11 protein-coding genes and 1 pseudogene are annotated in these 11,406 nt (G+C 58.2%); 6 read left to right on the top strand and 6 right to left on the bottom strand.

Features of this window, described 5'->3' with window-relative positions; genetic code table 11:
* Positions 1–135 precede the first annotated feature (135 nt).
* Positions 136–1,023 (top strand): LysR family transcriptional regulator, encoded by an 888-nt coding sequence (locus PVE98_RS10225; RefSeq protein ID WP_096073139.1) that lies wholly within the window; start codon positions 136–138, stop codon positions 1,021–1,023.
* 74 nt (positions 1,024–1,097) lie between these two features.
* Here PVE98_RS10225 and PVE98_RS10220 read toward each other — a convergent pair whose 3' ends face one another.
* From PVE98_RS10220 to PVE98_RS10210, 3 genes are all read right to left on the bottom strand, one after another.
* A complete protein-coding gene (locus PVE98_RS10220) occupies positions 1,098–1,757 on the bottom strand; it encodes a DUF2931 family protein (protein ID WP_096073140.1) in 660 nt (219 codons plus the stop codon).
* Complete coding sequence (locus tag PVE98_RS10215) at positions 1,748–3,622, bottom strand: phospholipase effector Tle1 domain-containing protein (RefSeq protein ID WP_407568481.1); 1,875 nt, start codon at positions 3,620–3,622, stop codon at positions 1,748–1,750. Before PVE98_RS10215 ends, PVE98_RS10220 begins: the two co-directional genes overlap by 10 nt.
* Before the next feature lie 83 nt (positions 3,623–3,705).
* Positions 3,706–4,602, bottom strand: coding sequence for a LysR substrate-binding domain-containing protein (locus PVE98_RS10210; RefSeq protein ID WP_033790029.1), 897 nt, complete (start codon positions 4,600–4,602; stop codon positions 3,706–3,708).
* 196 nt (positions 4,603–4,798) lie between these two features.
* Here PVE98_RS10210 and PVE98_RS10205 point away from each other — a divergent pair, with 196 nt between their 5' ends.
* The 5 genes from PVE98_RS10205 (at position 4,799) to PVE98_RS10185 (ending at position 10,147) form a co-directional block, all read left to right on the top strand.
* Positions 4,799–5,548: a glucose 1-dehydrogenase gene (locus PVE98_RS10205; RefSeq protein WP_313619390.1), complete on the top strand. Its 750-nt coding sequence runs from the start codon at positions 4,799–4,801 to the stop codon at positions 5,546–5,548.
* Positions 5,549–5,602: 54 nt separating this feature from the next.
* Positions 5,603–6,901: an MFS transporter gene (locus PVE98_RS10200; protein ID WP_033790033.1), complete on the top strand. Its 1,299-nt coding sequence runs from the start codon at positions 5,603–5,605 to the stop codon at positions 6,899–6,901.
* Between the two features lie 12 nt (positions 6,902–6,913).
* Complete coding sequence (locus PVE98_RS10195; protein WP_096073143.1) at positions 6,914–7,753, top strand: transketolase; 840 nt, start codon at positions 6,914–6,916, stop codon at positions 7,751–7,753.
* A 1-nt stretch (position 7,754) separates the two neighbouring features.
* Positions 7,755–8,771 carry a transketolase family protein gene (locus PVE98_RS10190; protein ID WP_096073144.1) on the top strand — a complete coding sequence of 339 codons (1,017 nt, stop codon included), beginning with the start codon at positions 7,755–7,757 and terminating at the stop codon, positions 8,769–8,771.
* Positions 8,772–9,085: 314 nt separating this feature from the next.
* Positions 9,086–10,147 carry a nitronate monooxygenase family protein gene (locus tag PVE98_RS10185; RefSeq protein WP_096073145.1) on the top strand — a complete coding sequence of 354 codons (1,062 nt, stop codon included), beginning with the start codon at positions 9,086–9,088 and terminating at the stop codon, positions 10,145–10,147.
* Positions 10,148–10,165: 18 nt separating this feature from the next.
* Here the strand turns inward: PVE98_RS10185 and PVE98_RS10180 are convergent.
* The 3 genes and pseudogenes from PVE98_RS10180 to PVE98_RS10170 all read right to left on the bottom strand — a co-directional run.
* Positions 10,166–10,396: pseudogene (locus PVE98_RS10180) on the bottom strand (NUDIX hydrolase); the annotation flags it as partial.
* 27 nt (positions 10,397–10,423) lie between these two features.
* Positions 10,424–10,756 (bottom strand): SMR family transporter, encoded by a 333-nt coding sequence (locus tag PVE98_RS10175; RefSeq protein ID WP_187143677.1) that lies wholly within the window; start codon positions 10,754–10,756, stop codon positions 10,424–10,426.
* A gap of 156 nt (positions 10,757–10,912) precedes the next feature.
* Positions 10,913–11,176 (bottom strand): hypothetical protein, encoded by a 264-nt coding sequence (locus PVE98_RS10170; protein WP_096073147.1) that lies wholly within the window; start codon positions 11,174–11,176, stop codon positions 10,913–10,915.
* Positions 11,177–11,406 lie beyond the last annotated feature (230 nt).

The following is an 11,406-nucleotide window of genomic DNA, read 5'->3' as shown; positions in this document are numbered from 1 at the left end:
GCACAGCGCCATTTAACAGCGCGTTGCAGGTTTTAATGATCCGTGCGATTAGCGAAATGGCGTTGGATTCCCTCTCCTGACCAGGCTAATTTTCCAGTCTCTGTGAATTAAAATCATAAATAAGGACGGGATAAGATGAATGATATTCAGGCATTTATTGCTGTGGCGCGCGAGCAGAGTTTTACCAAAGCAGCGGCAGGTCTGGGTTTGAGTCCGTCTGCGCTCAGCCATACCATTCGCAATCTGGAAGAGCGTATCGGCGTGCGCCTGCTGGCGCGCACCACGCGCAACGTCGCGCCGACGGAAGCGGGCGAACGTTTATTGCAGTCCGTGGCGCCGTTATTCGAACAGATCAACAGCGAAATTGCGCGCATTGGCGAATTACGCAATACCCCGGCCGGCAATATACGCATCACCTGTTCCGACGATGCCGCCGAGATCCTGTTGCGCCCTGCGCTGCCCGCCTTTTTTGCCAGCTATCCCGATATCAGCGTGGAAATCTGCATTGACTACGGCTTTACCAATATCGTCACCGAACGTTTCGATGCTGGTATTCGGCTGGGAGAGTCGATCAGCCGCGATATGATTGCGGTGCGCCTCGGGCCCGACTGGCGGCTGGCGGTGGTCGGCACGCCCGCCTATTTTCAGGCGCATCCGGTTCCGGTTGTTCCGCAGGATCTTACGACGCACCGCTGCATCAATATCCGCCACTCGCCGGGCGGCAGCGTCTACGCGTGGGAGTTTGAAAAAGCGGGCCGCAAGTTAACGATTCGGGTAAACGGCCCGCTGCTATCCAACAGCATTATCCATGTGCTGAACGGCGCGCTGGATGGCATTGGCCTGGCCTGTGTGCCGGAGCATATGGCGCGGCCCCATATCGAGGCAGGCCGCCTGATTGAAGTGCTCGCCGACTGGAGCCCGCTGTTCGAAGGCTATCACCTTTACTATCCCAACCGACGCAACACCTCTTCCGCCTTCGCTGCTTTTGTCGAGGCTATCAGATATCGCGGCTGCGACGCCTGAAAAAGAGAAAGTATTCCAGTCGACTAATGAGCGCCAAAGGATCCCGGAAGATCCCATCGGGTTCAGCAAGTGGATCACCAACGCCCGTAAGGATATTTTTTACCTTTGATAAAGTTCTTCGTATCTTCGCCATACTCATAGCCGTGAGAAAATCGCGTTATTCCTTTGCAAATGGCCAGCTTATCTCCTGATAAGGTTTTCAGGACTGAGGGGGTGATGCGATAATTAGGCTCTCCCCGAGCAACGCCACTCACCCAAACGGCCGCTTTTCCCTCCGGGGCCAGGCCGATTTGCACAGCACGATAATACTCATCCCTCTTCTGGTAACCCCTGTCGCTCGGTATGAGCATTTTGTCCAGAATGGTTTTTGGAAGAGTCAGCACCGTCTCATACACTTTTTTATCGATAATCGAATCCCAGCAAAAAATAATATGCCTGGGTGGACGTTTAACGTGATTCCAGTGGCCGTTAAGTGTCCGTGCGCTATCGTTCCACTCACCGACGATTCCATTGAGCGTTCTTGTACTGTCGAGCGTATTGAACTCATAAACCTGACCATCCACGTCCTGAACCACAGCGAACGTCACCACTGCAGGCAGCGCTTTGGGGGTAAAAAAATTAAACCACCATTCTTTGGGCGTGTCGGTTTGAGCAACGTTACCAGGTAAAGATTTTCCCTGACAGGCCGTCAGAGCCAGTAACGGCAGAAGCCAGGCCGCACGGATTATTTCCATATTTTATTTCCATCCATATCGTAAACCGTACGCTGCCAGCGATCGTCTGGTCGGTTGGTGAACATCACCAGTTTTGCCGGCCTGACCGCGCCGCTGATCCTCTTCTGTTCATCTCTCAGCACACTGTTCCAGTTAGCTGAGCAGTGGATATATTTTTCAGCCAGCATCAGGATTTCCGGGGTGGTAAAGCCGATGGCAGGCCGACCGCTTCGGGCGGCTCGGCCCATTACAATCGCTTTTTCACACAGGCTGTTCAGTTCAGGCGGAAGCGACAGATTGTTGTCTTTAGGCAAAATGGGATCGAAGATGACGCCTGCATCCTGCGCTGCATCCAGCATGACCCGTAATGCCACCTTCGACCAGTCGTTACGGGTGGGCCGATCTATAACCAGCGCGGCAGCGCTGCGTTTCTGCAAAGTCCCGTAATGGTCAGCGGGCATCCTTTCGTCATGCCATGTATCAATATTCACCTCCACCGCATTCAGCAGCGGCGCTATCGCCGGATAGTCCTCCATCACCTCAAGTTGCTCACACGTCTGTTGGTAAACCCGCGTTTTCGTATCGGGGGTAGAAAGCGACACCGTTTCGAACACAGGGCGGGTAAGGAAACAGGCTTCGTGCTCGTCGGGGTTATAACCGCCGCCGATATCGGAATGCGCGCCGGGCAGAGCCAGCTCCGGCCACGCCGGTTTTACGCTGTTCAAGGCAAAGTTGAACCGACATTCGTGCTGCGCGGTGATATGAAACACCTTCTCCGCGATGCCCGGACGCAGCGCCAGATTGACATCGCCGCTATCGGCGCTGTGGGGATTCAGGCCGTTGACCGGCGTGCCGATGGCCGCTACCGTATCGAATATACCCAGAAAGCGAGTTTTACCGCCGGGCGTACCTGAAAATGCAATCCCATCCAGCCCAGCATTAATCGCAGCGACTATAGCGCTATCCTGACTGAATATTCGGTTGGCAAAATGACGTGCCGCCGCTGCGCCGCGGCTGAAGCCAAAAATATCAAACTGTAATTCCCTGACGGCCATAACGTTAGTTTCAGATGGCTTGGCTAAATAGTCTTTGATCGCCGAAGTCAATGCCGCAACTGCTTTGTCCGTTTTTCTCAACACGCCAGTATCACCCTGGCCTGTGCCCATCCCGTAAGTGCTGTCGCCTGCATTGGTTTCCGTACCAATACCTTCTATATAAATCGTTTGCTGTCCCTGTTCAGCGTGTGAAGGAAAATCAGTAGAGTAAAGCGTATTGAGCCAGTGAACGTTACTGTAATACCCCAGATAGCTTCCCGCTGCGATACCGCTTACCCCGTGATTTTGCTGGATACACTGTTCTAACGCAGACGTAGACTCTGCATCATTCATCCCGAAATGCTCACCAGTACAGGCACCCTGACGAGCGGCGGTATTCGCTGTATTGTTTCCTGTACCGTCAAAAAACACGCCGATGGTCAACGTTATTTCCCGTTTCTTCTTCGCCGCCTGAGCACGCTGTTCCGGTCCTGACTGCCGCGCTTTTCGCTTCGCAGTCTCTGCCCGTTCAGCTACACGCCCGGCGTTACAATCGCTTTCATAGGTGTGTGTCTGGACTGACGGGATGAACCGTGCGCGACATGGGCAAGAACTATAGCTATCTAATGAGCCTGCCCACTCCTTTGTTGCACCATTGACCGAATAAGTGTCCCCCATCCCACCGCATACGCGAAACCGCCCCTCATGTTTCCCACAGGTTACCGGGTCGCCCTCCCTGACTTGCTGCCTGACCAAACCGCCCGTTTCATAGGTGTTGTCAGCCGCGCCGGAAAGTATGCGTCCCCCGCAGGTAGTTTTATCCAGGTGATACAGAAAAAATCCCGTGGTCATAATCCCTCATGAACTCAATGGTTATAAAACCATCGCATCATACTTTAATGCTGACTTAACTAAAATCTCCAGCAGCAAACTTCTCAGCCGTCCAGCTGCGCCTGAATCCACTGCAAAAAGTAGCTGACGCGCGGGAACTGCGCATAGCCGCGCGGATAAACCAGGTGATGGGCGCTCACCGGCAGGCTCATAGCCTCGTCAAATACCCTGACCAGTTTGCCGCTGCGAAGATAGTCGGCGGCCAGCAGTTCGCTTTCGAAGATGAGCCCGTGGCCGAGCATCGCCGCCTCCAGGCTCATATAGGATCGGTCGAAGCGAAACAGCCACTCCTGGGTTGGCTGCGGCAATTGCTGCGTGGCGAACCACTGTGGCCACTGAATTAACGGCGATTCAGAAAGGATCAGCGCGTGGTTATTTAATTCGTCCGGCATCCGCAGCGGATATTTATCCAGATAGTCTGGCGACGCCAGCACCGACATTTTTTCATGGCGAATCGTCTTTATTTCAAACGCCTTCCATTCCGGAAAGCCGTGGCGTACCGCAATATCGATATTATCGCGGCTGAAAGATAAGTTTTCATAAGAGCAGGAAAGCGAAACCTGTATGTCCGGGTGCGCTTCGCGAAACTGATGAATACGCGGCAGCAGCCATAGCAGCCCAAAACTGGGCGCGCAGTGAATGCGCAGCGCGCTGCGATCTTTCTCATTGCGCAGCCGCGCCGTCGCCTGCGTCAGGCTGAGGATCAGCGGCCGAATCTCCGCTAAATAGCGCTCGCCCGCCAGGGTTAACGCTACCCCTTTCGCCGATCGGTGGAACAGAATCGAGCCCAGCTCTTTTTCCAGTTTCGCCAGCTGGTGGCTCGCCGCCGAGGGCGTGATATTTAATTTTTCCGCCGCGCGCGCCACGTTTCCTGATTGCGCGACCTCTTCAAAGACGCGCAGCGATTTTAATGAAGGGAGCTGGCTGACTGGCTTTTCCATAACTATTCCCGCTCACGATTTTGTGATTTATGTCCGTTTTAAACATTTAAAATTGTTAACTGTATCAAACCAACAATTTCATTCAGCATCAAATGAATTTTTTTGCATTGCCACTTTGAGCGCTATTTCTGATGCTGAGGATGAACCCTGCCGGTAGCGATACCGAACCCTATAAAAAAAGAATCTGGAGTCAGTTATGTTGCTGAAAGAGAAAGTTGCGATTATTACGGGCGCCGCGTCTCAGCGCGGTATCGGACGCGCTACGGCCGCCTGCTTCGCTCACCATGGCGCGCGCGTGGTGGTGCTCGATCTTGATGAAGCGGCAGCGCAGCGCACCGCGCTAGAGCTGGGATCCGGCCATCTGGGCCTTGCGGCCAACGTCACCGACGCTGAGGCGATTCAGCGCGCCGTCGCTGAGGTTCTGAAGGAGTATGGCCGCATCGACGTGCTGGTGAATAACGCCGGCATTACGCAACCGGTGAAAACGCTGGAGATCGGCCTTGAAGACTACAACCGCATTCTGGATGTCAACCTGCGCGGCACGTTACTGATGTCGCAGGCGGTGATCCCTGCGATGCAGCGTCAGGGCGGCGGCAGCATCGTCTGTCTCTCGTCGGTATCGGCGCAGCGCGGCGGCGGCATCTTCGGCGGTCCGCACTACAGCGCCGCGAAGGCGGGCGTCCTGGGCCTGACCAAAGCGATGGCGCGCGAGTTCGGGCCGGTTCAGATCCGCATCAATGCCCTGACGCCCGGCCTAATCCAGACCGATATCACCGGCGGACTGCTGCACGACGAGCGCCGTCACGCCATTATCGATTCGATTCCCCTCGGACGTCTCGGCGCGGCTGACGACGTGGCGCACGCCGCACTGTTTCTCGCCAGCGATCTCTCCAGCTACCTCACCGGCGTCACTTTAGACGTGAACGGCGGCATGCTGATCCACTGATCGTCCCTTTTTCTCCAGCAGCCAGGCTGCTGGTTCACTCCCGGAGTGATAATCATGACAACGCTGAATATCGGTGCGGCGGTCGCTGCGCGCGACGGCGCCTACCGCAAAATCGCCTGGCGCCTGATGCCGTTCTTAATGTTGTGTTACCTCTGCGCCTATCTGGATCGCGTCAACGTCGGCTTCGCCAAGCTGCAGATGATGGACGATCTCTCGCTGAGCGAAACGGTCTACGGCCTCGGCGCCGGGATCTTTTTTCTCGGTTACTTTTTCTTTGAGGTGCCCAGCAACCTGATCCTGCATCGCGTCGGCGCGCGCCGCTGGATCGCCCGCATTATGATCACCTGGGGCCTGATCTCCGGCGCCTTCGCCTTTGTCGAGACCGCCTGGCAGTTCTATCTGCTGCGCTTCCTGCTGGGCGTGGCCGAAGCCGGACTGGCGCCCGGGTTGCTGCTCTATCTCACCTACTGGTTTCCCGCTCACCGTCGGGCGCGCATGACGGTGCTCTGGTTCGTCGCCATTCCGCTTTCCGGCATGATCGGCGGCCCGCTCTCCGGCTGGATTATGGAAACCTTCGCCGGATCGCACGGCTGGGCCGGCTGGCAGTGGATGTTCATGCTGGAGGCGATCCCGACCATTCTGATGGGGTTTGTGGTGCTGGTGGTGCTGAAAGATCGCGTCGAACAGGCGAGCTGGCTCGATGAAGGCGAAAAACGCATGGTGCGCGCCGATCTGGATGAGGATAACCAGCAAAAGTCGCATCACGGCACTATTAAAGAGTTTGTCGCGGACAAACGCCTCTGGACGCTGGCGGCGATCTACTTTTGCGTGGTAATGGGTCAGTACGCCCTGACCTTCTGGCTGCCGACGCTGGTGAGAAACGCCGGCATCCGCGAGCCGCTGCATATCGGCCTGCTCACCAGTCTGCCCTATCTGTGCGCCATCGTGTTTATGCTGATGGCGGGCCGCAGCGGCGATCGACATCGCGAGCGGCGCTGGCACCTTATCGTGCCGATGGTGCTTGGCATGGCAGGCCTGACGATGGCGACTCTGCTCGGCCACAGCGTCACGCTGTCGCTGTTCTTTCTCTGCCTGGCGGCGGCGGGCATTCTCTCCGCCTCGTCGCTGTTCTGGATGCTGCCGACCAATCTGCTGGGCGGCGTCTCTGCCGCCGCGGGCATCGCGGCGGTGAACTGCATCGCCAATCTCGCCGGCTTCTTTTCGCCCTGGCTTATCGGCTCCATTACCACGTTGACCGGCTCGCCCGCATCGGGCATGTACTTCATCGCTGCGGTTCTGCTGCTCGGCGCGCTCTGCGTGCTGCGTATTCGGGCAGCGGACGTTAATCGTTAATCAGGAGGTTTTATGCATACCCTTACTTCGTCGGCGCCGCTGACCCTGCGGCAGCGCGCCACGCGCATTCGTCGCCATGCGCTGCTGATGGGCCAGGTTCAGGGCCAGGGCTATATCGGTCAGGCGCTGGGCGCCGCCGATCTGCTCGCCGTGAGCTATTTCCATGCGCTGAACTATCGCGCCGAGGATCCCGAATGGGAAGGTCGCGATCGTTTCTATCTCTCTATCGGCCACTACGCTATCGCCCTCTATGCGGCGCTGCTAGAGGCGGGCGTAATTCCCGAAGCGGAACGCGAGACCTACGGCAGCGACGAGAGCCGTCTGCCGATGTCGGGCATGGCGGCCTATACGCCCGGTATGGAGATCACCGGCGGCTCGCTCGGCCACGGCCTGGGCATTGCGGTTGGCGCCTGCCTGGGGCTGAAGCGTAAGGGCTCGACCTCGCGGGTCTATAACCTGCTTTCCGACGGGGAACTGAATGAAGGCTCGACCTGGGAGGCCGCCATGTCGGCGTCGCACTGGCGGCTCGATAATCTGATCGCGATTATCGACGTCAATAACCAGCAGGCGGACGGCCACAGCAGCGAGATTCTGGCGTTCGAACCCATCGTCGAGCGCTGGCAGGCTTTCGGCTGGTATGTGCAGCGGGTGGACGGCAACGATATCGATGCGCTGGTCGCCGCCTTTGACGCCGCGCGCGACTGGCCGCAGCCGCAGCCGAGCGTGATTATTTGCGATACCCGAATGGGCAAAGGCGTGCCTTTCCTGGAAACCCGGGAGAAAACCCACTTCATTCGCGTCGATGCCGATGAGTGGGATAAAGCCCTTACTGCGCTGGAACAGGGAGAATAAAATGAGCACTTCAACGGTTAAAAAACGCCTGACTACCTCGGCGATGATCGCCTCGATTGCCGCCGAAGGCCAGTCGACGGAAGCTGCGCCTTTTGGTCATGCGCTGGTGGAACTGGCGCGTCAGCGTCAGGATATCGTCGGTTTAACCGCCGACCTGAGCAAATATACCGATCTGCACCTCTTCGCCGACGCCTTCCCCGACCGTTTCTTTCAGATGGGCATGGCGGAGCAGCTGCTGATGAGCGCTGCCGCCGGCATGGCGCGCGAAGGCTTTACGCCCTTCGTCACTACCTACGCGGTGTTCGCCTCGCGTCGCGCCTATGACTTTATCTGCATGGCGATCGCCGAAGAGAACCTGAACGTGAAAATCGCCTGCGCCCTGCCCGGGCTCACCACCGGCTACGGTCCGAGCCATCAGGCGACCGAGGATCTGGCGATATTTCGCGGCATGCCCAACCTGACGATTATCGATCCCTGCGATTCACGGGAAATCAGCCAGGTAGTGCCGGCCATCGCCGACCATCAGGGGCCGGTCTATATGCGCCTGCTGCGCGGCAAGGTGCCGCTGGTGCTGGATAAGTATGACTATCGTTATCAGCACGGCAAAGCGCAGCGGCTGCGCTCAGGCAAACATGCGGTGATTATCAGCAGCGGCTTAATGACGATGCGCGCGTTAGAGGCGGCTGAACAGCTGGAAAGCCGCGGCATTGAGGTCGGCGTGGTGCACTCTCCGGTGATCAAGCCGCTGGACGAGACGACGATACTGCGCGAGGCCGGCGAAGCGGTTAACGCGGGACGGCTGGTGATTACGGCGGAAAACCACTCGATTACCGGCGGCCTGGGCGAAGCCATCGCGGCGACGCTGCTGCGCCACGGCGTGACGCCTCGTTTCCGGCAGATCGCCCTGCCCGACGCCTTTCTCGATGCAGGCGCGCTGCCAACGCTGCACGATCGCTATGGCATTTCGACGCAGGCGATGGTGACGCAGATTACGGCGTGGCTGGAGCATGGCGTCTGACAGACGCAACTATCCGGAAGCCCCTGTGCTTCCGGATGGATAAGCCAGCCTTCTTATCTGTAAAGCCGCATCTATTTGCACTGTTGCTGATGGTAGGTTTTATAGACAAATTCATGTATGCTGTAACTAAATGAAGCGTTATTTTCTTCTCTCTGTTCGCTATAGCGTCGGTTATCTATCTTATCGACGGTGCATAGGCTGCTACGCCAGTCGAATTTTTGCTGCCTGACGCGCAGAGTTGAGCGCCGGAGTTGCGTTTCTCTGGCGGCGACGCGATGCTGCCCGCAGTCGATTCCACCAGCAGGAGAGCGAAGATGGATAATCCACTCTGCCGCGCGTTACAGATAACTTTTCCTTTAATTCAGGCCCCGATGGCGGGCGTATCTACTCCCGAACTGGCCGCCGCGGTGAGCAACGCGGGCGCGCTGGGCTCGATCAGCCTCGGCGCCGCTAACCCGGCGCAGGCCAGTGCCATGCTGAGCCGGCTGCGGCAGCTTACCGCCGCGCCGGTAAACGTGAATCTCTTTTGTCATGCCCCGCCGCAGCGCGATGCCGAACGCGAACGCGCCTGGCTGGAGCGTTTTGCGCCGCTGTTTGCGCAGTATGGCGCCCTGCCGCCGCCCGCGCTGAGCGAGATCTATCCGACGTTCAACGCCGCCTCCCCGCTGCTCGAACCGCTCCTTGAGGCTGCGCCCGCCGCGGTAAGCTTTCATTTCGGCCTGCCGGAACAAAGGGTGATAGACCGGCTGAAAAAACAAAGCATCCTGACCCTGGCCAGCGTCACTTCCGTTGAGGAGGCGCGCCAGGTTGCCGCTGCAGGCATCGATTTTGTAGTGGCACAAGGTTTTGAGGCAGGCGGCCATCGCGGCATTTTCGATCCTGATCAGGCGGATACGCAGATGAACACCCGGACGCTGGTAGAGGCGCTCCGCAATGAGTGCGAGCTTCCCGTTATCGCCGCAGGCGGCATGATGGACGGCAGCGACATCGCCGCGATGATGAAGCTCGGCGCAGCAGGCGCACAGCTGGGAACAGCCTTTCTACTCTGCCCCGAGTCGGCCGCCAACGCCGCCTGGCGCGCGGCCCTGAAAAGCGACGCGGCCAGGGAGACCGAAATGACCGCCGCGATTTCCGGCCGGCCGGCGCGCTGCCTGAGCAACGCCTTCTGTCACGCAACGCGCGGTGTCTCTCGCGAGGCGATACCGGCCTATCCGCTGGCCTACTCGCTGGGCAAAGCGCTCGCCGCCGCGGCTGCGGCGCAGGGCGAGCACGGCTTTGGCGCGCAGTGGGCAGGCCAGGGCGCACCCCGCGCGCGGGAAATGGCGGCGGCGGAACTGGTTAACGTCCTGATCGCGGAGTATCGCGCGGCGCAGTAACCCGCGCCGGTCGCCCTTTTAGCGCGCGGGCTCCGCCAGCATCAGCAGCAGCGGCACCAGCGACAGCCTGTCGGGTATCTCGCCATCAGCAATCAGCTGCCGGATTTCGGTGCGGGTAAACCAGCCGGTGGTCATTACCTCATCCTGATCTTCGTCCATGCCGACGAATTCCAGATCGGTGGCGACAAAGGTAATAAACCGCTGATCGCTGCTGCCACAGGAGGGGCTGTAGCGGATAAGCTCGCGGATACTGCCGAAAAGGTAAAACAGACTACCTTAGTGCCCCACCGTTTTGGAAAAAAGATTCACTACCAGCACGCCGGCGATGATCAGGCCGAGGCCGATGATAGCGGGCAGATCGAGCTTCTGCTTGAAGAACACCCAGCCGACCGCGGAAATCAGCACGATGCCGACGCCCGACCAGATAGCGTAGGCGATGCCGGTCGGCATGGTGCGCAGCACCAGCGTCAGGAAATAGAAAGCGATGGCATAGCCAACCAGCGTTATCACTGCGGGCCAGAGCCGGGTAAAGGACTCTGAAGCCTTAAGGCTGCTGGTCGCAATCACTTCCGCCACGATGGCGATAAACAGATAAACGTAAGTCATAATATCCCTAAAAGACGCGAAGATTGTCCGGCAGCAACGCCGGTTCAGGCAGCACAAAAGCGTTATTTTAGGCGATGGTCAACAGGAAAGGGAAACGGCAGCTGGCCGGTTTGACCTGAATCAATAAACGGCAAACCCGTTGATTTGCCGTTTAGGAGGTTATCTGCACTGGCTGGCGCAGTTCTGCACGCAGATCTGCGTCTGGCTGCTGCAGGAGCCGTTGCCGCGCGTATTGCAGTGCGAGCGCTCAACGTAGCAGTTCTGCTGACAGCTGGCGAGATCGCACTTCGCCGCTACCGGCGTCAGCTGAGCGATAGGCGCCCGTCCGCTAAACAGCGCTGCTGATGAGGCCGTCGGCTGAGCGCTAGCGCTCTGTCCCAGCAGTAAGGCAGTGAGCAGCAGTATGATGTAACGACTTTTCATTTTATGACTCTCCCCGGATTCGATACTGGCTAAGTATGGCTGGCGAACGGGCAAACGTCTGCGCCGCGCTCGTAAAAGCGCCAGGCGGTCACACTTCAGCTATCAGCCTGAAACGAAAGATTCACCTGCCCACTTAAGCACCAAAATGAAGCATTTCTGTTGCCTCAGTGCCTGCTGCTGGCGCGCCCTCGCCGCGCTGAACGTGTCAAAGGCCCGCCTGACGGGTGCTG

This window comes from Pantoea sp. GABEPS69 (assembly GCF_045780835.1).
Taxonomy (GTDB): Bacteria; Pseudomonadota; Gammaproteobacteria; order Enterobacterales; family Enterobacteriaceae; genus Pantoea; species Pantoea septica.
The sequence above is the reverse complement of the archived record's forward strand: the minus strand, read 5'-3'. Positions and strand labels throughout refer to the sequence as shown.

Bases quoted from the DNA above. Each gene is read 5' to 3' on its own strand.
- PVE98_RS10225 (WP_096073139.1), top strand. From the start codon at position 136: ATGAATGATATTCAGGCATTTATTGCTGTGGCGCGCGAGCAGAGTTTT.
- PVE98_RS10220 (WP_096073140.1), bottom strand. From the start codon at position 1,757: ATGGAAATAATCCGTGCGGCCTGGCTTCTGCCGTTACTGGCTCTGACG.
- PVE98_RS10215 (WP_407568481.1), bottom strand. From the start codon at position 3,622: ATGACCACGGGATTTTTTCTGTATCACCTGGATAAAACTACCTGCGGG.
- PVE98_RS10210 (WP_033790029.1), bottom strand. From the start codon at position 4,602: ATGGAAAAGCCAGTCAGCCAGCTCCCTTCATTAAAATCGCTGCGCGTC.
- PVE98_RS10205 (WP_313619390.1), top strand. From the start codon at position 4,799: ATGTTGCTGAAAGAGAAAGTTGCGATTATTACGGGCGCCGCGTCTCAG.
- PVE98_RS10200 (WP_033790033.1), top strand. From the start codon at position 5,603: ATGACAACGCTGAATATCGGTGCGGCGGTCGCTGCGCGCGACGGCGCC.
- PVE98_RS10195 (WP_096073143.1), top strand. From the start codon at position 6,914: ATGCATACCCTTACTTCGTCGGCGCCGCTGACCCTGCGGCAGCGCGCC.
- PVE98_RS10190 (WP_096073144.1), top strand. From the start codon at position 7,755: ATGAGCACTTCAACGGTTAAAAAACGCCTGACTACCTCGGCGATGATC.
- PVE98_RS10185 (WP_096073145.1), top strand. From the start codon at position 9,086: ATGGATAATCCACTCTGCCGCGCGTTACAGATAACTTTTCCTTTAATT.
- PVE98_RS10170 (WP_096073147.1), bottom strand. From the start codon at position 11,176: ATGAAAAGTCGTTACATCATACTGCTGCTCACTGCCTTACTGCTGGGA.